Raw genomic sequence first — 21,254 nt, 5'->3', positions numbered from 1 at the left:
GCTACAGGTCGCTTTCTTCAGTGGTGACTAGTACGTTTCCGGCGAGCCCGCGGACGTCGATGGTGATCCGGTCGCCGTCGGCGCCGTCATTAATGGTGCGTTCGGATGTGGGCTGCCACAGACCGCTGTAATCATGGCGGTCCGTTCCGTTGCTTACTTCGACATTCCCGGCGGCCATGCCGAACCTGACGGTCACCGGCGAATCTTCCGGAACCAGTACGTTCAGGTTGCCGGCTGCCACGCTAACCGGAATCTCGGTGTCTCCGGCGAGGTCGGTTTCCCTGAGGTCCACCGTTCCGTTGGCTGCCAGGGACGTGTATCCGCCCACGGCCTGGGCTGAGTCCGCAGGGGCCCAGTCGGCATTGCTGCCGACCACAAGGTTGGCATTTGCCCAGCTTCCTTGGGTGAGCAGTGCTGCCACCAGGGCAGCCACGGCAGCCGAACCGATTCCGCCGGAATGCCGGCCGGCGAGCCCCAGGATTACGACGCCGATTCCGAAGACGGCGGCGGCCGCTGCCAGGGCAACGGAAACAGGCGAGCCGAGGGCCAGCACGTTGACGTAATCCAGGGCAAGGACCGCGCCGGCGGCCAGCAGGGCCGCCCCAAAGAGGCACGCGACGTACGGGCCCGAGGCTCCGGGTGTCCGTGCAGCTTTGTTTCCGTGGGGAACCCGCGCCGGGACGGGCGCTTCGACCGGAGCCGCGCCGGGGACCGGCGGCAGGGGTCCCGTGGCTGTGCCGGGAATCGGCTCAGTGGAGGGGACGCCGAAGGCGGGGTCGGGCGTTGGGATGCCGCTCTTGGCCAGCGACACCGTATGCCCGCCGGCCGCCTGGCCCGTGGAGGCCTGGTTGCTCCTGGCAGGCCCGGCTGCGGAGGTGCTGCTGTGCCCCGCGGACAGGTGGTTCTGGACGTATGCCCGGCCCTTTTCACCGGAGAACCAGTAGAGCGCCGCGATGCCCGTACCAATCCAGAAAAGGGTCCAGGTGACGGCGCCGAACCATGAGTCGCCGCCAAGGACGGAGGCTCCCGGCCCGCCCATCCCGAGGACCGTGAAGACCAGGGCACCGGTCATGCCGGAGGTCCAGTTGCCCCGGACCGCTTCCTCTACATGGATCCGGCCATCCGGTTCCGGCAGCAGTGCCCAGGCGACACCGTAGGCCAGGAATCCCACACCGAAGACGCCCAGCACTACAAACAGTCCGCGGATGAGTACTGGGTCCAGTCCGGTCCTGGCGGCGACTCCGCCGGCCACGCCGCCGAACCAACGGTCCGGTGCGCGGACCACGCCGAGCGACCGAAGCCAGGCGTAGAAACCGTTGTGCACGCCGGGCCGGCCGGGTGTGCCGGAGGAAGCGGGACCGGGGCCCGCCGGCTGCTGTTCCGGGGCGCGTGCCGGGTCTTCGGGTCCGGAAGCTGATGATGGGGAAGGATTCATGGAACCAGTCTTCCGTGCGCCGCCCGCTCCCGGCATCAGGGACTACCCTGAGCGGGCCCTGAACCGCCCCTGAAGAACGCCGAAAGTTGACTCCGGGACGCTGTTCCGGGGCCGCTGCGTGCTTGGATAGGACCATGAGAGAACCCCTGGTGCGTCCCCGCGAGCGGATTATCGCCGGTGTCTGCGCCGGCCTTGCCGCGCATCTGGGCTGGCCGGTAAAGCTGACCCGGATTGCCATGGCCGTTATGTGCCTGGGCGCCGGTGCCGGTTTTGTGCTGTACGGGTGGCTGTGGATCATGGTGCCCACGCAGGAGGAACGGGAAAAGAAGGAGCAGGTCCAGGCCAGTCCCCGAAGCATTGCGGATAACTATGCCCGGGCACTGCGGGAGGGCACTCCTGCCACTGGAGGCCCGAACGGAGGGCCGGGTGTGGGACTTGCCGCCGGACTGGGCAAGGCAGGGCAGCGGGAAGTGCTGGCCGGCCTGGCGCTGCTCCTGGTGGCCGCCGCGTTCCTGGCCCAGCGGCTCGGGGCGGACCTGAACTGGGGATTGTTTATTCCGTTCGCCGCCATTGCCGGCGGCGCCGTGCTGGCGTGGACACAGCTGGACGAACGGCGCCGTGCCGGCCTGATGAACAGTGCCGGCGCGGACCGTGCCTCCGGCCTGGTACGGTTGGCCGCCGGGCTGCTGCTGGTGGTGGCCGGTGTCCTCGTGGTGGTTTCCGGGTCCGTGAGCTGGGATGTGCTGATGGCCGGGCTGTTGGCCTCCGCCGCGGTCCTGGCCGGGGTGGCACTGGTCTTCACCCCGTGGGCGGTGAAGCACTGGCGGGATCTGGAGGCGGAGCGCTCAGGCAGGATCCGGCAGACGGAACGCGCGGAAATAGCGGCGCACCTGCATGACTCAGTACTGCAGACCCTGGCCCTGATCCAGAAACGCGCCGGCTCCGAACAGGACGTTATCCGGCTCGCACGTGCCCAGGAAAGGGAACTGCGGCAGTGGCTCTATTCCGACCGGGCCCGCGCCGAGGACCACCTGGTTCAGTGCCTGCGGCGTATCGCTGCGGAAATCGAGGATGCCTACGGGCATCCGATCGAACTGGTGGCGGTTTCCGACGCAGAGCTCGACGAACGGACGGAAGCCCTTGCTTCCGCCACCCGGGCGGCTGTGCTGAACGCGGCCCAGCACGCCGGTGGCACGGTATCTGTTTATGTCGAGTGCCGGCCGGATCAGTTGGAAGTTTTTGTCCGGGACCGCGGCTCCGGCTTTGACCTGGCGGCCGTTCCGCCGGACCGGATAGGCGTGCGGGGATCCATCATCGGCCGCATGGAACGGGCCGGGGGGAGCGCACAAATCCGCAGCACACCGGGTGGAACCGAAGTCCGCCTGGTGCTCCCGCTGCCCAGACACGCTGAGAACGGATCCGGGACCGGTTCGCCTGGCGCGGGCGCCCGCGAAAGCTTCGCCCGAAATGCAGCGGCGGCCCGGGGAACGTCCCCGGCAGGGGAAGCGACCGGCGCCAAACCCGCACCTGCGGCGCACGGGGCGTCCGCTACGCACCGTGCGTCCACCAGCCAGCCCGTCGAACCGTCCCCGACGGAAGCACCATCCGCCCCGCAAGCACCATCCACCCAGGAAGCAAGGCAGAAATGACGTTCCAGACCCACCAGCCCATCGACGTCGTTGTGGTGGACGACCACGCGATCTTCCGATCCGGGCTCCGGGCGGACCTCGATGCGCGGATCAACGTGGTGGCCGAGGCCGACAGCGTTGAATCCGCCGTGGCCGTTATCACCGAGCACCGTCCGGCCGTGGTGCTGCTGGATGTCCATCTGCCCGGCGGCAGCGGGGGAGGCGGCGCGGAAGTCCTGGCCGGGTGTGCCGGGCTGCTCGGGGAAACCCGCTTCCTGGCGCTGAGCGTGTCCGACGCGGCGGAGGACGTGGTTACCGTGATCCGGGCCGGCGCGCGCGGCTACGTCACCAAAACCATTTCAGGCCCGGAGATTTCCGACGCCGTCATCCGTGTTGCCGGCGGCGACGCCGTGTTCTCCCCGCGGCTGGCCGGATTCGTGCTGGACGCCTTCGGCACCGCGAGCGTGGCCTCCGTCGATGACGAGCTGGACCGCCTCTCCGCACGGGAACTGGAAGTGATGCGGCTGATCGCCCGCGGCTACAGCTACAAGGAAGTGGCCCGCGAGCTGTTCATCTCGGTCAAGACCGTGGAAACCCACGTGTCATCGGTGCTGCGCAAGCTGCAGCTCTCCTCCCGGCACGAACTCACCCGCTGGGCTGCGGACCGCCGCCTGCTTTAGCCTTCCGCCCGTCTAGTCTTCGGCCCTGCCCAGGAAGTCCTGCAGCCGCGCCATGCCGGTGGCCAGGTCCTCGTCGCCCAGGGCGTAGGACAGGCGCAGGTAGCCGGAGGGTCCGAAGGCCTCGCCGGGAACCACGGCCACCTCCACGGTGTCCAGGATCAGGGCGGCCAGCTCGGCCGAGCTCTGCGGGCGCACCGGGCCGTTCTTGCCCGGGAACCGGCGGCCGAGCAGTCCGCGGACGTCTGCGTAGGCGTAGAAGGCGCCTTCGGGCATGGGGCACTCCACGCCGTCGATCGAGTTCAGTGCCTCCACCATGGCGCGGCGGCGGCGGTCAAAGGCCTGCTTCATTTCATCCACGGCGGTCAGGGGCCCGGAAACCGCTGCCAGGGCAGCCATCTGCGAGACGTTGGAGACATTGGAAGACAGGTGGGACTGCAGATTGGTGGCGGCCTTGATGACGTCCGGGGCGGCGATCATCCAGCCAACCCGCCATCCGGTCATGGCGTAGGTCTTGGCAACGCCGTTGAGCACAACCACCTTGTCGCCCAGCTCAGGTGCCGCCGTGGCGATGGAGGTGAAGGGCACGCCGTCGTACGTCAGGTGTTCGTAGATCTCGTCCGTAATGACCCACAGTCCGCGGGCGGCGGCCCAGCGGCCGATTTCGGCAACCTGCTCCGGCGGGTAGACGGCGCCGGTGGGATTGGAGGGAGAAACGAACAGCAGCACCTTGGTGGCGTCGGTGCAGGCCGCCTCCAGCTGGTCCACCGTGACCAGGTAGCCCTGCTCGGGTCCGGCGAAGACCTCCACCGGAACGCCGCCGGCCAGCCGGATGGCCTCCGGGTACGTGGTCCAGTAGGGGGTGGGCACCAGCACTTCGTCCCCGGGGTTCACCAGGGTGGCGAAGGACTCGTAGACGGCCTGCTTGCCGCCGTTGGTCACCAGGACCTGCGCCGGGTCGACGGCGTAGCCGGAATCACGCAGCGTCTTCGCTGCAATGGCCTGCTTCAGCTCGGGCAGCCCGCCCGCGGGAGAGTAACGGTGGAAGCGGGGCTGGCGGGCAGCCTCGACGGCGGCGTCGACGATGTACTCCGGGGTCGGGAAATCCGGCTCGCCGGCGCCGAAACCGATCACCGGACGGCCGGCGGCCTTGAGTGCCTTGGCCTTGGCATCCACTGCGAGTGTTGCGGACTCGGCAATGGACGCGATGCGCTCTGAAATACGGCCGGTGGAAGACATGGGGTTCCCGTCTGATGTGGGGCGGCAGCTTACGTTGCGCCGCGTCCGGACCGGGGTCCGGCGACGGCGGCGCTCCCCAGTTTATGCGGTCCGCTCCCGCGCTGCAGTTGTGTGTCCCTGCACCGCCCGCGTGCCCGGTTCGACGTGAGCGCAAAGATTGCGTAGACTGGTTCCTCGGTGGTTCTCCTCACCACACTGCTTTGTGCCCGTCGGTCGGGATTATTTTGGAATAATCAGCCGGATCGGTGTGGCTACAATAGTGCTGGTGGGATGTATTTCCTCCATAGGGTAGTGGCGCAATTGGTAGCGCAGCGGTCTCCAAAACCGCAGGTTGCAGGTTCGAGTCCTGTCTGCCCTGCGCAGAACTGTCATCCGGCAGCTCAGCAGTCCTTCATGGAAACGCACAATTCCGGTTTGTGCCGTGACCGTGTACCTACACAGATGAGTGAGGCGAAGGTGACCGAGACAGCTGCCAGCAGCTCCAAGGGACACCCCTCCAGCGGGCCCAAGAAGCGCGGCTTCTTCGCGGCGATCGCGCTCTTCCTGCGTCAGGTGGTTGCGGAGCTGAAGAAGGTGGTTACCCCCACCCGCAAGGAGCTGCTCAGGTACACCCTGGTGGTCCTGGCCTTCGTGATCGTGATGATGGTTATCGTGACGGTTCTCGACTTTGTCTTTGGCGCCGGCGCACTGTGGATCTTCGGTGAGGGTGGCGGCGAAAGCTAGCCCCAGACCCTGCGTTCCGCCTGCGGGATACGGAACCGGAGACCATGAGCTAGTGCCAAAACCGATAATGCTCTGAAGAAGAAAGCAGGAATCTACGTGTCCGAGCAAGAACTCGAATCACAGATCAATGACAATGCCGCTGATCTGGATACCGAGGATGAAATGACCGCAGCCGACGTCGACGAGGCGCCCGCTGCTGTTGATGCATCGGCAGACGAAGCAGAAGCCACCGAAGAGGTTGCCGCTGCTGATTCCGAGGTTTCCGCGGCTGACCAAGAGCCCGAGGAAGACCCCGTAGTTGCCTTCAAGGCCAAGCTGCGCCGCCAGGAGGGTGACTGGTACGTCATCCACTCCTACGCCGGCTACGAAAACCGCGTGAAGTCCAACCTCGAGACGCGCATCCAGACCCTGGACATGGAAGAGGACATCTTCGAAATCCAGGTCCCGATGGAAGAAGTCGTCGAGATCAAGAACACCACCCGGAAGATCGTGAACCGGGTCCGGATTCCGGGCTACGTCCTGGTCCGCATGAACCTGACCGACGAATCGTGGGGCGTTGTCCGCCACACCCCCGGCGTGACCGGCTTCGTGGGCAATGCCCACAACCCGACCCCGCTGAGCCTCAACGAAGTGTTCTCGATGCTCGAGCACACCGTTGTTGCGCCGAAGACCGAGTCCGGCAAGCCTGCCGCACAGCAGTCGGCCAACATTGCCGTGGACTTCGAGGTCGGCGAACCCGTAACGGTCAACGAAGGACCGTTCGAGACCCTGCAGGCCACGATCTCCGAGATCAAGCCCGAGTCCCAGCAGCTGGTGGTCCTCGTGACCATCTTCGAGCGCGAGACTCCGGTGACCCTTGGCTTCGGCCAGGTCACCAAGCTCCAGTAGCTTTCAGACTTCGCTGTCCGCAGGTCCGCTTTAACCTGCAGGCAACGTCCGGCCACCAAGCCATGGCGGCCACCAACCCGGATGGACGCTCCTGTCCTTCGGGAACATAATTTAGAGAAGGACCCTTTCATGGCCCCCAAGAAAAAGGTCACCGGCCTCATCAAGCTGCAGATCAACGCAGGTGCCGCCAACCCGGCTCCTCCGATCGGTCCGGCACTTGGCCAGCACGGTGTCAACATCATGGAATTCTGCAAGGCGTACAACGCTGCAACGGAATCCCAGCGCGGCAACGTTATCCCGGTTGAAATCACGGTTTACGAAGATCGTTCCTTCACCTTCATCACGAAGACTCCTCCGGCTGCACAGCTGATCAAGAAGGCTGCCGGCGTGGCCAAGGGTTCCGCAACCCCGCACACCGCCAAGGTTGCCAACCTGACCCAGGCCCAGGTCGAAGAGATCGCCACCATGAAGATGGAAGACCTCAACGCCAACGATGTCCAGGCAGCTGCCAAGATCATCGCCGGCACCGCCCGTTCGATGGGTATCACCGTAGAGGGCTAAAGCCCCCTGCATTTCAATTTCACATAAATGCCGGTTCCCCTGAAGGGGATCCCGGCGCGTGGCAGGGCCGGGCGCGGTCCGACAGACCACAACTGCACAAGGAGAAAAAGCAGATGGCAAAGCGCAGCAAAGCATATGAAGCAGCTGCAGCCAAGATCGATGCGGACAAGCTGTACGCACCGGTCGAGGCTGTAGAGCTGGCGAAGGACACCAACCCTTCCAAGTTCGACGCAACCGTTGAGGTGGCTTTCCGCCTGGGCGTTGACCCCCGCAAGGCTGACCAGATGGTCCGCGGCACGGTCAACCTGCCCAACGGCACCGGTAAGACGGCCCGCGTCCTCGTTTTCGCAACCGGCGAGAAGGCTGAAGCAGCAATCGCTGCCGGCGCCGACTTCGTTGGCTCCGATGACATGATCGAAAAGGTTGCAGCAGGCTGGACCGACTTCGACGCAGCAGTGGCTACCCCGGACATGATGGGCAAGGTCGGCCGCCTGGGCCGCGTGCTCGGCCCGCGTAACCTCATGCCGAACCCGAAGACCGGCACGGTTACCCCGAACGTTGCCAAGGCTGTTTCGGACATCAAGGGCGGCAAGATCGACTTCCGCGTCGACAAGCACTCCAACCTTCACTTCATCATCGGCAAGGTGTCCTTCGATTCCCAGAAGCTGGCCGAGAACTACGCGGCTGCCCTGGAAGAGGTCCTTCGCCTGAAGCCGTCGGCTGCCAAGGGCCGCTACATCCAGAAGGCCACCGTGTCCACCACGTTCGGCCCGAGCATCGCCGTTGACCCCAACGTCACCAAGGTTCTCGCAGACGCATAGTCTTCAAGGATCTTCGGAAGGGTTTCCCTTCCGTTGAAGGCGGCCGCAGCTTTTCGCTGCGGCCGCCTTTTTGCGTGCCGGGCCTGTACCGGGTTTTGCGCGGGGGCTGTTCTACGGCAGGATGTGGCCCATGACACCGATTTCCATCGCACCGTTTGCGGTCCCTGCCAGCTTGGACGGGCCGGGCGGCGCGGACTTCCTGGCCGTTGCGGAGCTGATGAATGCCCAGCAACGCGAGATCTGGGGCAACGACGACTTCTACGGAACGGCGCAGGCCCAGCTCGCGGGCCGGAGCAGCACGAACACCCGGCGGCGCACGCTCCTGACGGCGCGGGCCGGTGAAACGGGCGGGATCCTGGGTGTGGCCCAGTTGAATCTTCCCCTCACCGACAATCCGCACACCGGAACCGTCAATATTGTGGTTGCCCCCGGCGCCCGGCGGCAGGGGATTGGCACGGCGCTGTATCGTGCCGCCGAGCAGATGGCCGCCGCCGACGGCAGGCGCATGCTGATGACCGAGACGGAGCACGCGGCGGACGCCGGCACGGCCCGTGAAGGCACAGACGGGTTCATTCCGGACGACGCCGCCTCTTCCTTTGCTTCCAAGCTCGGCTTCCGGCCGGAACTGGTGGACCGGGTCAGCCGCCTGGACCTCGCGGACTACGACGGCGGGGCGCGGGTTCAGGAGCAGACCGCGGCGGCAGCAGAGGCAGGTTATGAACTGGTGTTCTGGCGGGGCGCATGCCCTCCGGATCTGGTGGGGGCCTATGCGCTGCTGCGGCAGAAGATGAGCACCGATGCACCGCAGGGCGGCCTGGACCTGGCCGAAGAGGCCTGGGATGAGGCGCGGGTACGCGAGGAAGAGGAGCGGGCCGTGGAAATGGATTATGAGTCGCTGGTCAGCGCCGTGCGCCACATTCCGTCCGGTGCGTTGGCCGGGCATACCGTCCTGGAGGTCTTCCGCAACAATCTGTCCGTGGCCTACCAGGACGACACCCTGGTCTTGGCGGACCATCGGGGCCACCGGCTCGGCATGCTCCTGAAGGCGGTGAATCTGGCCCGCCTGCAGGAAAGTGTTCCCGAAGCGGAACGCGTCTACACCTGGAACGCCGAGGAGAACCGGTACATGCTCTCCATCAACGAGCAGCTGGGGTTCCGCGCCGTCGGCTACGCGGGGGAGTGGCAGAAGCAGCTCATCCCGGGGTGACGCCCCGTTGCAGCCCGCCTGAGGCCGTATCCGCCGGACGGCCAACCGCCCGCCGGCGGGATTTGGCCTTCACCGGATTCTCCCGTACTCTTGAACTACCAAAGACCGTCGGTCGATGTGCATTCAATCCCACCGCAAGGCTGAACCTTCAGCCCTCCGCGTGTGGAAACCGGTTGGAGAAACATCCGAAAGTCCCTTGCCTAAAGGGCGGCCTGCGCAGGTGAACGAACTGAACTCCGGACGTAAAGTCCGTTGAGGGAAGCCCCGTGCATCTGCCCGGGGCGTTTTTTATGTTCGGGACCCGATCCACCGGCACTATTTCCCCGGAAGGAGGGTTATGGCAACGCCAACAAAGGTGTCAGCAGTCGAGGAAATCACCACTGATTTCAAGGAATCGACCGCTGCTGTCCTAACCGAATACCGCGGGCTCACCGTTGCACAGCTCAAGGAGCTGCGTCGTTCGCTCGGCCAGGACACCAAGTACTCGGTCGTCAAGAACACCCTGACTGGCATTGCAGCCAAGGAAGCCGGCATCGACGCGTTCGATGGCCAGCTTGCCGGACCTACTGCAATCGCCTTCATCAAGGGTGACGCAGTTGCAGCTGCAAAGAGCCTGACGGATTTTGCCAAGACCAACCCGCAGCTCATCATCAAGACCGGTATCTTCGAGGGCAACGCCCTGGATGCCTCCGGTGTAGCCGCACTGGCTGCCCTTGAGTCCCGTGAGTTCCAGCTTGCACGCGTCGCCGGTGTCCTCAAGGCGCCGATGTCGATGCTGGCACGTACGGCCGATGCACTGCGTATGAAGCTCGAAGAGGAGGGCGGCGCAGCCGCTGCTCCCGCTGCAGAAGAGGCTCCGGCCGCTGCAGAAGAAGCTCCGGCCGCAGAAGCAGCCACCGAAGAGTAGACACTCTTCTCATCCAATCTCCGGTGCCTGCGTGCACCAACTATAGGAAGGACGCCACACCATGGCGAAGCTCACCAACGAAGAGCTCATTGAAGCTTTCAAGGAACTGTCCATCATCGAGCTCTCCGACTTCGTGAAGCTCTTCGAAGAGACCTTCGACGTCACCGCTGCTGCTGTTGCAGTTGCCGGTCCCGCTGCAGGCGGCGCCGCTGACGCTGCTGAAGAGAAGACCGAATTCGACGTCATCCTCGAAGCTGCCGGCGACAAGAAGATCGCAGTGATCAAGGAAGTCCGCGCCCTGACCTCCCTGGGTCTGAAGGAAGCCAAGGACCTGGTTGACAGCGCTCCCAAGGCCATCCTCGAAGGCGCCAACAAGGAAACCGCTGACAAGGCCAAGGAAGCTCTCGAAGCTGCCGGCGCCACCGTCACCGTCAAGTAGTACTCCTTTCGCAGCCCAGGCTGTGGAATTCTGGAAAGGCCCCGTCCGGCGGACGGGGTCTTTCTGTGTCCGGACCAGCCGCAGGCAGCGGCAGACAACGAGGAAAGCACGGGGATGGTACGGATCCTGATACCGGGGGTTCTGGCTGCGGCCGCGGCAGCCTGCGTCCTCACCGGTGCACTGCCGGCGCCGGAGTTTGCGGCCCTCTGGGCCCGCATCGGGCCCATCCTGCTGTTCGTGACGGCGGCTACAGTGGTCAGCCATCTGGCCGACGACGCCGGCCTGTTCCGGATCCTGACCCGGTTCACCGCCCGGCTGGGGCGGGGCCGCACCTTTGCGCTGTGGCTCCTGGTACTGGCGCTGACCACTGTCTCGAGCGTCTTCCTGTCCCTGGACACCGCCGTTGTGCTGATCACCCCGCTGGTGGTGGCCCTGGCGGTGGAAGCCCGGCTTCCGCCCATCGTCTTCGCCCTCAGCACTGTATGGCTGGCGAATACGGCCTCGCTGCTGCTGCCCGTCTCCAACCTCACCAACCTGCTCGCCCAGCAGAAGGCCGGACTGCATCCGCTGGAGTACGCGTCCACGGTCTGGGCTCCGTCCGTGGCCGGGATCGTGGTTCCGGCGGCGCTGCTCTGGCTTGCCTTCCGGCGCTTCCTGCACGGCCGGTACACCCCGCCGTCGGATCCGGTCCAGGTCCCCGACCGGGGACTGCTGGTGCTCAGCGGGGTGGTGGTGGCCCTGCTGCTTCCCGCGCTGGTGAGCGGGATCCAGGTTGCCATTCCGGCCACCGCGGCGGCCGTGATCCTCGTTGCCGGTTTCCTGCTCCGCCGGCGCAGCGCCTTCACCTGGGACATGCTGCCGGTGCTGCCGGTGGTCCTGGCGGTGAGCCTGTTTGTCCTGGTGCAGACGGCGCACAGCCACGGCCTGGGTGCCCTGCTGGCCGAGGCCGCCGGGGGAGGGGAGGGCATCGGGGACCTGCTGCAGCTGGCCGGTGCCGGGGCACTGGCCTCCAACGCCGTGAACAACCTGCCCGCCTATCTGGCGCTGGAACCAACCGCCGAGAGCCCGCTCCGCCTGGCGGCGCTGCTGGTGGGGGTCAACCTGGGCGCCATCATCACCCCGTGGGGGTCGCTGGCCACCCTCCTGTGGTACGACCGCATGCGCTCCATGGGTGTGGCCGTGCGCTGGGGACGCTTCATCGCCGCAAGCGGGGTGGCCGCCGTCGCCACGGTGGTGGCGGCGACGGCGGCCCTGGCCCTTCTCCGGTGAAGCGGGTCCCCGTATCCGGGGCCTAGGACTCTTCGCGGAAGAGCAGCAGTGCCTCGCCCTGTCCGCCTCCGCCGCAGAGTGCGACGCCGGCCCGGCCGGAGCCGCGCCGGAACAGCTCGTGCGCCGCGGTGAGGGCGAGCCGGGCACCGGACGCACCGATCGGATGACCCAGGGCGATGGCTCCGCCGTGCAGGTTGCACTGCTCAAGGTCCATGCCCAGTTCATTCAGGGACTGGACGGCCACGGCGCCGAAAGCCTCGTTGATTTCGATGAAGTCCAGGTCCGAGGCATTCCATCCGGCACGCTCCAGTGCGGCGAAGAGCGCGTTGGACGGCTGGGAGTGCAGGGTGTTGTCCGGTCCTGCCACCTGGCCGGGCAGACCCACCGAGGCGAGGACCTGCAGGCCGTGCTCCTCGGCGTAGGCGCGCGTGGTCAGCACCAGGGCGGCGGCGCCGTCGGACAGCGGCGAGGAGTTGCCGGCGGTGATGGTGCCCTCCGGGTCGAAGGCGGGACGCAGGCCGGCGAGGGTGTCCACGGTGGTGGCCGGGCGCACCCCCTCATCGCTGGTCAGCACCAGGGGCTCGCCCTTGCGTTGCGGAACGGTGACGGGAACGATTTCGGCGTCAAAAATGCCGGCTGCCATGGCAGCGGCGGCCCGCTGGTGCGAGGCTGCGGCCACTTCGTCCTGTTCCAGCCGCTTGATGGCGAGCTTCGTGTTGCCGCGCTCGGTGGAAATACCCATGGAGTCGTTGTCGAAGGCATCGGTCAGGCCGTCGTGTGCCACGGCATCAAGGGCGGAAATGTTGCCGTAGTTCCAGCCCTGGCGGGAACCGGGCAGCAGGTGCGGCCCGCGGGTCATGGATTCCTGGCCGCCGGCCACCACCACGGTGGCTTCGCCGCCGCGGATCAGCCGGGCCGCGTCAATCACCGCAGCCAGCCCGGAGAGGCAGACCTTGTTGATGGTGACGGTGGGGACGTTCCAGCCGATGCCGGCCTTGATGGAGGACTGGCGGGCGGGGTTCTGTCCGCAGCCGGCCTGGACCACGTGGCCCATGATGACGGCGTTGACGTCACCGGCCGGAACTCCGGCCTTGTCCAGGGCGCCGGCAATGGCAAAGGCGCCAAGGTCCACGGCGGTAAAGGGGGCCAGCTGGCCGTTGAGCCTGCCCTGCGGGGTACGTGCGCCCCCGACAATTACCACTTCGGTCATGGCGGCTGCCCCGGGGGCTTGGGAGTTGCTCATGGCGGGTTCATTCGCTTTCGTCGGTGTATTCGTCATTGAATGCGTCAGTCTGGGTGGACATCGACCGGCCATCAACCGGAACGCTCCCCGGCGGGCACTGATCAGTGAACACTCCGCTCAAGGGTACGCCAACCGGACGCAGCGGGGGAGAGCGGTGTCACACCGTCCGGAGGCGGTGCACACGCTCAGGCACCCACAACCCGGCATCTTTGCGGTAAGGTGTGTGTATCCGATGCGTGAACGGTGCGCCGGTGTTGCCTGTAGCTCCCTGAGCGGACGCGGCTGGAATCCCTTCCGGCGCGTACCAGCCGGGTTGAGCGCAACAGGGTTGACGAAACCGGGTAGACTTGTCTGCCCATAATGCCCTATAGTGGATATTTGCTTCCTCCTGTTAACCTTCAGCCTTCATATAGCGGTGGGCTATGTTCCGTGCCGGGCAGTATCCGTAACCCTCGGATGTGCCCATTGCCGGACACCGGGACGCACACGGACTCGGTCCGTGCAGTGCAGGGGAGGAAGCGCGAAACACGCCTGAAGGTCTGTGGAAGGATCCCTCTTGGTCGCCTCGAGCACCTCTAATAACGAAACCGCTACTAATCCGGAGAACGCAGCTTCCCGGATTTCATTCGCAAAGATTCACGAACCGCTTGACGTTCCCAATCTTCTTGCCCTGCAGACGGACAGCTTCGACTGGCTCGTCGGCAACGAGCGCTGGAAGGCGCGCGTTGAAAAGGCACGGGAGACCGGCGAACAGGGTATTGCCACCACTTCCGGTCTGGCTGACATCTTCGAGGAAATCTCCCCGATCGAAGACTTCCAGGGCACCATGTCCCTGAGCTTCTCGGAGCCGGAGTTTGCCGACCCGAAGTACACCATGGCCGAGTGCAAGGACCGGGACGCAACGTACTCGGCCCCGCTGTACGTTAAGGCCGAGTTCATGAACAACAACACGGGCGAAATCAAGCAGCAGACCGTGTTCATGGGCGACTTCCCCCTGATGACCGACAAGGGAACGTTCGTCATCAACGGCACCGAGCGTGTTGTTGTTTCCCAGCTGGTCCGTTCCCCGGGCGCCTACTTCGAGCGCACCGCGGACAAGACCAGTGACAAGGACATCTACACCGCGAAGATCATTCCTTCCCGCGGTGCATGGTTTGAACTCGAAATCGACAAGCGCGACCAGGTGGGCGTCCGCCTGGACCGCAAGCGCAAGCAGTCCGTCACGGTGCTGCTGAAGGCACTCGGCTGGACCGAAGGCCAGATCCTCGAGACCTTCGGCGAGTACGACTCCATCCGTGCCACCCTGGAAAAGGACCCCACGGAAACCCAGGAAGATGCCCTGCTGGACATCTACCGCAAGCTGCGTCCGGGCGAGCCGCCCACGGTCGAGGCTGCCAAGACGCTGCTGGAGAACCTGTACTTCAACCCGAAGCGCTACGACCTGGCGAAGGTTGGCCGTTACAAGATCAACCGCAAGCTGGGCATCGACAAGCCCCTGACGGACTCCGACGCCTCCGTGCTGAACAATGACGACATTGTCGCCATGATCAAGTTCCTCGTTGCACTGCACGCCGGCGAAAAGACCGTTCCGGGCAAGCGCGACGGCGAAGACGTCGAGATCCGCGTGGAGGTCGACGACATCGACCACTTCGGCAACCGCCGCATCCGCGCCGTCGGTGAACTGATCGAAAACCAGATCCGCACGGGCCTGTCCCGCATGGAGCGTGTGGTCCGCGAACGGATGACCACCCAGGACGTCGAGGCCATCACGCCGCAGACCCTGATCAACATCCGTCCCGTGGTGGCTGCGATCAAGGAGTTCTTCGGAACCTCCCAGCTCTCACAGTTCATGGACCAGAACAACCCGCTGGCCGGCCTGACGCACAAGCGCCGCCTGTCCGCACTGGGCCCGGGCGGTCTGTCCCGTGACCGTGCAGGCATGGAAGTCCGAGACGTCCACCCGTCCCACTACGGCCGCATGTGCCCCATCGAAACCCCTGAAGGCCCGAACATCGGCCTGATCGGTTCGCTGGCTTCCTACGGCCGCATCAACGCCTTCGGCTTCATCGAAACCCCGTACCGCAAGGTCGAAAACGGCGTCGTCACCGACAAGGTCGACTACCTGACCGCCGATGACGAAGTTGAGCGCACCATTGCCCAGGCAAACGCTCCGCTGCGTGCCGACCAGCACTTCGCCGAGGACCTCGTCCTCGTCCGTGCCCGCGGCGGTTCCGGCGAGCCCGTCCTCGTCGAGCCCGACGAGGTCGAGTACATGGACGTCTCCCCGCGCCAGATGGTGTCGGTGGCTACGGCCCTGATTCCGTTCCTGGAGCACGACGACGCCAACCGCGCCCTCATGGGTGCGAACATGCAGCGCCAGGCCGTGCCGCTGCTCCGTTCCGAGCGTCCCGTGGTGGGCACCGGCATGGAGAAGTACACGGCAGTGGACGCCGGCGACTCCGTCACCGCCAAGAAGCCCGGTGTTGTCACCGAGGTTTCCGCTGACCTCGTCACCGTCATGAACGACGACGGCACCGAGACCAGCTACCCGATCATGAAGTTCGAGCGCTCCAACCAGGGCAACGCCTACAACCAGCGTGTGCTGGTCTCCGAAGGCGCCCGGGTTGAGGTCAACAGCATCATCGCCGACGGTCCCGCAACGGACCAGGGTGAACTGGCCCTTGGTAAGAACCTGCTCGTGGCATTCATGTCATGGGAAGGCCACAACTACGAAGATGCCATCATCCTGTCCCAGCGCATGGTCTCCGACGATGTCCTGACCTCCATCCACATCGAGGAGCACGAGGTTGACGCCCGCGACACCAAGCTTGGTGCCGAGGAAATCACCCGCGACATCCCGAACGTCTCCGAGGAGGTGCTGTCGCAGCTCGACGAGCGCGGCATCATCCACATCGGTGCCGAGGTTGAAGCCGGCGACATCCTGGTTGGCCGCGTCACCCCGAAGGGCGAAACGGAACTGACCCCCGAGGAGCGCCTGCTGCGCGCCATCTTCGGCGAGAAGAGCCGCGAAGTCCGCGACACCTCCCTGAAGGTTCCCCACGGCGAGTCCGGAACCGTCATCGGCGTGCGCATCTTCGACCGTGACAACGACGACGAGCTGCCCCCGGGCGTAAACCAGCTGGTGCGCGTCTACGTGGCCCACAAGCGCAAGATCACGGACGGCGACAAGCTGGCCGGCCGCCACGGCAACAAGGGCGTCATCTCCAAGATCCTCCCGATCGAAGACATGCCGTTCATGGAAGACGGAACCCCGGTCGACATCATCCTGAACCCGCTGGGTGTTCCAGGTCGAATGAACGTCGGTCAGGTCCTGGAAATCCACTTGGGCTGGGCTGCCAAGCAGGGCTGGAAGATCGAGGGCGAGCCGGACTGGGTCAAGGACCTGCCGAACCTGCCCCGCGAGACCGGCCCCACCACGGTTGCCACCCCGGTCTTCGACGGTGCCAGCGAGGATGAAATCACCGGCCTGCTCGATTCCACCAACGTGACCCGTGACGGCAACCGCCTGATCGGTGCCTCGGGCAAGGCCCGGATGTTCGACGGCCGCTCCGGCCAGCCGTTCCCGGACCCGATCTCGGTCGGCTACATGTACATCCTGAAGCTGCACCACCTGGTGGATGACAAGATCCACGCCCGCTCCACCGGACCGTACTCCATGATCACGCAGCAGCCGCTGGGTGGTAAGGCACAGTTCGGCGGACAGCGCTTCGGTGAAATGGAAGTCTGGGCCCTGGAAGCGTACGGCGCCGCCTACACGCTGCAGGAACTGCTCACGATCAAGTCCGATGACATCCACGGCCGCGTGAAGGTCTACGAAGCCATCGTCAAGGGCGAGAACATCCCGGAGCCCGGCGTTCCGGAATCGTTCAAGGTCCTGATCAAGGAAATGCAGTCGCTCTGCCTGAACGTGGAAGTCCTCTCCACCGAAGGCAACACGATTGAAATGCGTGACTCGGATGAAGAAGTCTTCCGGGCCGCGGAAGAACTGGGCATCGATCTGTCCCGCGCAGAGCCGAGCTCCGTCGAAGAGGTTTAGCAGGAAGTTGGTCCGGGCCTGACGGTCCGGACCGACGGCCGGCCCCGGAGGGGCTTGGAGGAAGGCGGCTTTAATATTTTCCGCGAGTTCTGCGAGCGGGAAATTTCGTAGCCGCCGTTCCAAGCCCCGCAGGGGCCACGCAACCTCTTCCGCACCCGAGACATTCAGATTTAGAGAACAAGAGAGAACAGGGACCCATGTCCAACGATTCCACGTTCGGCCTCATGCGAATCGGCCTTGCCACCGCGGAAGAAATCCGCGGATGGTCTTACGGCGAGGTCAAGAAGCCGGAAACCATCAACTACCGAACCCTGAAGCCGGAGAAGGACGGTCTTTTCTGCGAAAAGATCTTCGGTCCGTCCCGCGACTGGGAATGCTACTGCGGCAAGTACAAGCGCGTACGCTTCAAGGGCATCATCTGTGAGCGCTGCGGCGTCGAGGTCACCCGTGCCAAGGTGCGCCGTGAGCGCATGGGCCACATCGAGCTCGCCGCTCCCGTGACCCACATCTGGTACTTCAAGGGTGTTCCCTCCCGCCTGGGCTACCTGCTGGACCTGGCACCGAAGGACCTGGAAAAGGTCATCTACTTCGCTGCCTACATGATCACCTCGGTTGACGAAGAGAACCGCCACGCCGAACTGCCGAACCTGCAGGCCGAGCACGACCTGGAGCGCAAGCACCTCGTCGACCAGCGCGACTCCGACATTGCCGCGATCGCCAAGGACCTGGAAGGCGAGCTTGCCCGCCTCGAAGGCGAAGGCGCCAAGGCTGCCGACAAGAAGAAGGCCCGCGACTCCGCCGACCGCCAGATGGCCAAGGTGCGCCGCGACGCCGACCACAACATCGAGCGCCTCGAGCAGGTCTGGGACCGGTTCAAGAACCTCAAGGTCGGCGACCTCGAAGGCGACGAAGGCCTCTACCGCGAACTGCGTGACCGCTACGGCCTGTACTTCGAAGGCTCCATGGGTGCCGAAGCCATCAAGAAGCGTCTTGAGGACTTCGACATGCAGGCCGAGTCCGAGGCACTGCGCGACATCATCCAGAACGGCAAGGGCCAGCGCAAGACGCGTGCCCTGAAGCGCCTGAAGGTTGTCAACGCGTTCCTGACCACCTCGAACAGCCCGCTGGGCATGGTCCTGGACGCCGTCCCGGTCATCCCGCCGGAACTGCGCCCGATGGTCCAGCTCGACGGCGGCCGTTTCGCGACGTCCGACCTCAACGACCTGTACCGCCGTGTCATCAACCGCAACAACCGCCTGAAGCGCCTGCTGGACCTCGGTGCCCCCGAGATCATCGTGAACAACGAAAAGCGCATGCTCCAGGAAGCTGTTGACTCCCTGTTCGACAACGGCCGCCGCGGCCGTCCGGTCACCGGACCGGGCAACCGTCCGCTGAAGTCGCTGTCCGACATGCTCAAGGGCAAGCAGGGCCGCTTCCGCCAGAACCTGCTGGGTAAGCGCGTTGACTACTCCGGCCGTTCCGTGATCGTCGTTGGCCCGCAGCTGAAGCTGCACCAGTGCGGCCTGCCCAAGCAGATGGCGCTGGAGCTCTTCAAGCCGTTCGTGATGAAGCGTCTGGTTGACCTCAACCACGCACAGAACATCAAGAGCGCCAAGCGTATGGTCGAGCGTTTCCGTCCGCAGGTCTGGGACGTACTGGAAGAGATCATCACCGAACACCCGGTGCTGCTCAACCGTGCACCCACCCTGCACCGCCTCGGCATCCAGGCCTTCGAGCCGCAGCTGGTCGAAGGCAAGGCACTCCAGCTCCACCCGCTGGTCTGCGGCGCTTTCAACGCTGACTTCGACGGTGACCAGATGGCAGTGCACCTGCCGCTGAGCCCCGAAGCCCAGGCTGAGGCACGCATCCTGATGCTGTCCTCGAACAACATCCTGAAGCCGTCCGACGGCCGCCCGGTCACCCTGCCTTCGCAGGATATGATCATCGGCCTGCACCACCTCACCACAAAGCGTGAAGGTGCTGCCGGTGAAGGACGCGTGTTCGGTTCCATGGCCGAAGCCATCATGGCCTTCGACATGGGCGAGCTGCACCTGAACTCGGTCGTGAAGATGCGCGTTGACGGCTTTGTCCCCAGCGCCGACCAGCCCGCTCCGGAAGGTTGGGAAGAGGGCACTCCTGCCCTCATCGAAACTTCCCTCGGACAGGTCATCTTCAACCAGACCCTGCCGGCGGATTACCCGTGGGTAGAGAAGGTTGCGGACAAGGGCCAGCTCTCGGCAATCGTCAACGATCTTGCCGAGCGCTACCCGAAGGTCACCACGGCTGCCACGCTGGACAACCTGAAGGACGCCGGTTTCTACTGGGCCACCCGCTCGGGCGTCACCGTTGCCATCTCCGATATCGCCGCGCCGATCGACAAGCCGGCCATTATGGAAGGCTACGAAGCCCAGGCTGCCAAGGTTGAAAGCCAGTACGGCAAGGGCCTGATCGCTGAAGACGAGCGCCGCCAGGAACTGATCGACATCTGGAACAAGGCCACCAACGAGGTTGCTGCCGCAATGCGGGCGAACATGCCCACGTTCAACAACATCAACCGCATGGTGTCCTCCGGTGCCCGTGGTAACTGGCTGCAGGTCCGGCAGATTGCCGGTATCCGCGGCCTGGTGGCAAACCCGAAGGGCGAGATCATCCCGCGCCCGATCAAGTCCTCCTACCGTGAGGGCCTGTCGGTGCTGGAATACTTCATCGCCACCCACGGTGCCCGTAAGGGTCTTGCCGATACCGCCCTGCGTACCGCCAACTCGGGTTACCTGACCCGTCGTCTGGTGGACGTCTCGCAGGACGTCATTGTCCGCGAGGAAGACTGCGGTACCGAGCGCGGCCTGAACGTGACCATCGCGGTTCCGGACGCCAACGGTGAACTGCAGCTGCACGAAGAGGTCGAGAACTCGGCGTACGCCCGTACGCTGGCCACCGACGTCACCGATGCCCAGGGCAACGTCCTGGCCAAGGGCGGCGACGACGTTGGCGACGTGCTCATCGCGAAGCTGTTCGAAGCCGGTGTCACCGACATCAAGGTCCGCTCCGTACTCACCTGTGAGTCCGCCGTCGGTACCTGTGCACTCTGCTACGGCCGCTCCCTGGCCACGGGTAAGACCGTGGACATCGGCGAGGCCGTGGGCATCATTGCCGCACAGTCCATCGGTGAGCCGGGTACCCAGCTGACCATGCGTACCTTCCACACCGGTGGTGTTGCTTCCGCTGAGGACATCACCCAGGGTCTGCCCCGTATCCAGGAGCTCTTCGAAGCACGTACGCCTAAGGGTGTTGCTCCGATCTCCGAGACCGCGGGCCGGGTCACCATCGAAGAGACCGACCGCCAGATGCGTCTGGTTGTCACTCCCGATGACGGCTCCGAGGAAATCGCGTACCCGGTCCTGCGCCGTGCCCGCCTTCTGGTTGCCGACGGCGACCACGTCGAGGTTGGCCAGCAGCTGGTCTTCGGTGCGGTGGATCCCAAGCAGATCCTCCGTATCCTCGGCCCGCGCAAGGCACAGGAGTTCCTGGTGGACGAAGTCCAGCGCGTGTACCGCAGCCAGGGTGTGGGTATCCACGACAAGCACGTCGAGGTTATCGTCCGGCAGATGCTGCGCCGCGTCACCGTCATCGAGTCCGGCGACTCGGATCTGCTCCCCGGTGAGCTGACCGAACGCCGCCGCTTCGAGAGCGAGAACCGCCGCGTGGTTTCGGAAGGCAAGAAGCCTGCTTCGGGCCGTCCGGAACTGATGGGTATCACCAAGGCCTCCCTGGCCACCGAGTCCTGGCTGTCCGCAGCTTCCTTCCAGGAGACCACCCGCGTCCTGACGCAGGCGGCCATGGAAGGCAAGAGCGATCCGCTGCTCGGCCTCAAGGAGAACGTCATCATCGGTAAGCTGATCCCGGCCGGAACGGGCCTGCCCCGTTACACCGAGGTCACTGTCGAGCCGACCGAGGAAGCAAAGGCCAATCTGTTCACCGGCCCGAGCGCCTTCAGCGACTTCGACTACGCCGGCGTTGACGGCGGACTCAGCCCCGAGTTCCACGCCATCCCGCTGGATGACTACGACATGGGCAGCGACTTCCGCTAAGGAAAGCGCAACCAACGGCAGGTCCCGCACCCCCAGGGTGCGGGACCTGCCGCGTTTAAGCCGCGGGCGGCG

General features: G+C 65.0%; 15 protein-coding genes and 1 tRNA gene. 13 read left to right on the top strand and 3 right to left on the bottom strand.

From position 1 onward, the window contains the following. Nucleotide 1: 1 nt before the first annotated feature. The gene (locus tag AC5RUF_RS02550) at nucleotides 2–1,435 is read right to left on the bottom strand and encodes a PspC domain-containing protein (protein WP_494129613.1); all 1,434 of its coding nucleotides are present in this window, start codon (nucleotides 1,433–1,435) and stop codon (nucleotides 2–4) included. Nucleotides 1,436–1,569: 134 nt separating this feature from the next. On the opposite strand from AC5RUF_RS02550, the gene AC5RUF_RS02545 reads away from it, so the two are divergent. Together AC5RUF_RS02545 and AC5RUF_RS02540 are read left to right on the top strand one after the other, a co-directional pair. Beyond that, nucleotides 1,570–3,084 carry an ATP-binding protein gene (locus tag AC5RUF_RS02545; protein ID WP_494129612.1) on the top strand — a complete coding sequence of 505 codons (1,515 nt, stop codon included), beginning with the start codon at nucleotides 1,570–1,572 and terminating at the stop codon, nucleotides 3,082–3,084. Next, nucleotides 3,081–3,743 (top strand): LuxR C-terminal-related transcriptional regulator, encoded by a 663-nt coding sequence (locus tag AC5RUF_RS02540; protein WP_494129611.1) that lies wholly within the window; start codon nucleotides 3,081–3,083, stop codon nucleotides 3,741–3,743. Before AC5RUF_RS02545 ends, AC5RUF_RS02540 begins: the two co-directional genes overlap by 4 nt. Nucleotides 3,744–3,755: 12 nt before the next feature. On the opposite strand, the gene AC5RUF_RS02535 is transcribed toward AC5RUF_RS02540, so the two are convergent. Beyond that, the gene (locus tag AC5RUF_RS02535) at nucleotides 3,756–4,979 is read right to left on the bottom strand and encodes a pyridoxal phosphate-dependent aminotransferase (RefSeq protein WP_493996868.1); all 1,224 of its coding nucleotides are present in this window, start codon (nucleotides 4,977–4,979) and stop codon (nucleotides 3,756–3,758) included. Nucleotides 4,980–5,264: 285 nt separating this feature from the next. Here AC5RUF_RS02535 and AC5RUF_RS02530 point away from each other — a divergent pair. The 9 genes from AC5RUF_RS02530 to AC5RUF_RS02490 all read left to right on the top strand — a co-directional run bounded on the left by AC5RUF_RS02530 (nucleotide 5,265) and on the right by AC5RUF_RS02490 (nucleotide 11,794). Then, a tRNA-Trp gene (locus tag AC5RUF_RS02530) sits at nucleotides 5,265–5,337 on the top strand. Nucleotides 5,338–5,420: 83 nt separating this feature from the next. Beyond that, a complete protein-coding gene (gene secE / locus AC5RUF_RS02525) occupies nucleotides 5,421–5,702 on the top strand; it encodes a preprotein translocase subunit SecE (RefSeq protein ID WP_493996869.1) in 282 nt (93 codons plus the stop codon). Nucleotides 5,703–5,798: 96 nt separating this feature from the next. Continuing rightward, on the top strand, nucleotides 5,799–6,590 hold the full coding sequence (gene nusG, locus AC5RUF_RS02520; protein WP_494129610.1) for a transcription termination/antitermination protein NusG: 792 nt from the start codon (nucleotides 5,799–5,801) through the stop codon (nucleotides 6,588–6,590). Between the two features lie 129 nt (nucleotides 6,591–6,719). Next, a complete protein-coding gene (rplK, locus tag AC5RUF_RS02515; RefSeq protein WP_146361026.1) occupies nucleotides 6,720–7,151 on the top strand; it encodes a 50S ribosomal protein L11 in 432 nt (143 codons plus the stop codon). A gap of 113 nt (nucleotides 7,152–7,264) precedes the next feature. Further along, the gene (gene rplA, locus AC5RUF_RS02510; RefSeq protein WP_227912779.1) at nucleotides 7,265–7,972 is read left to right on the top strand and encodes a 50S ribosomal protein L1; all 708 of its coding nucleotides are present in this window, start codon (nucleotides 7,265–7,267) and stop codon (nucleotides 7,970–7,972) included. A 130-nt stretch (nucleotides 7,973–8,102) separates the two neighbouring features. Beyond that, entirely contained in the window at nucleotides 8,103–9,179 is a 1,077-nt protein-coding gene (locus tag AC5RUF_RS02505) for a GNAT family N-acetyltransferase (protein WP_493996871.1), read from the top strand. A gap of 337 nt (nucleotides 9,180–9,516) precedes the next feature. Beyond that, complete coding sequence (gene rplJ / locus AC5RUF_RS02500; RefSeq protein ID WP_493996872.1) at nucleotides 9,517–10,086, top strand: 50S ribosomal protein L10; 570 nt, start codon at nucleotides 9,517–9,519, stop codon at nucleotides 10,084–10,086. Between the two features lie 61 nt (nucleotides 10,087–10,147). Continuing rightward, on the top strand, nucleotides 10,148–10,525 hold the full coding sequence (gene rplL / locus AC5RUF_RS02495) for a 50S ribosomal protein L7/L12 (RefSeq protein WP_493996873.1): 378 nt from the start codon (nucleotides 10,148–10,150) through the stop codon (nucleotides 10,523–10,525). Between the two features lie 114 nt (nucleotides 10,526–10,639). Then, nucleotides 10,640–11,794 (top strand): ArsB/NhaD family transporter, encoded by a 1,155-nt coding sequence (locus tag AC5RUF_RS02490; protein ID WP_494129609.1) that lies wholly within the window; start codon nucleotides 10,640–10,642, stop codon nucleotides 11,792–11,794. 22 nt (nucleotides 11,795–11,816) lie between these two features. On the opposite strand, the gene AC5RUF_RS02485 is transcribed toward AC5RUF_RS02490, so the two are convergent. Continuing rightward, complete coding sequence (locus AC5RUF_RS02485; protein WP_494129608.1) at nucleotides 11,817–13,037, bottom strand: acetyl-CoA C-acetyltransferase; 1,221 nt, start codon at nucleotides 13,035–13,037, stop codon at nucleotides 11,817–11,819. Between the two features lie 556 nt (nucleotides 13,038–13,593). Between AC5RUF_RS02485 and rpoB the strand changes: the two genes are divergently transcribed. Continuing rightward, nucleotides 13,594–17,094: a DNA-directed RNA polymerase subunit beta gene (gene rpoB / locus AC5RUF_RS02480; protein WP_493996604.1), complete on the top strand. Its 3,501-nt coding sequence runs from the start codon at nucleotides 13,594–13,596 to the stop codon at nucleotides 17,092–17,094. A gap of 197 nt (nucleotides 17,095–17,291) precedes the next feature. Beyond that, nucleotides 17,292–21,182 (top strand): DNA-directed RNA polymerase subunit beta', encoded by a 3,891-nt coding sequence (locus tag AC5RUF_RS02475; RefSeq protein WP_493996605.1) that lies wholly within the window; start codon nucleotides 17,292–17,294, stop codon nucleotides 21,180–21,182. Nucleotides 21,183–21,254 lie beyond the last annotated feature (72 nt).

The sequence above is a fragment of the Arthrobacter sp. Y3224198 genome, assembly GCF_059090025.1.
This window is presented reverse-complemented; position numbering and strand designations above follow the sequence as displayed.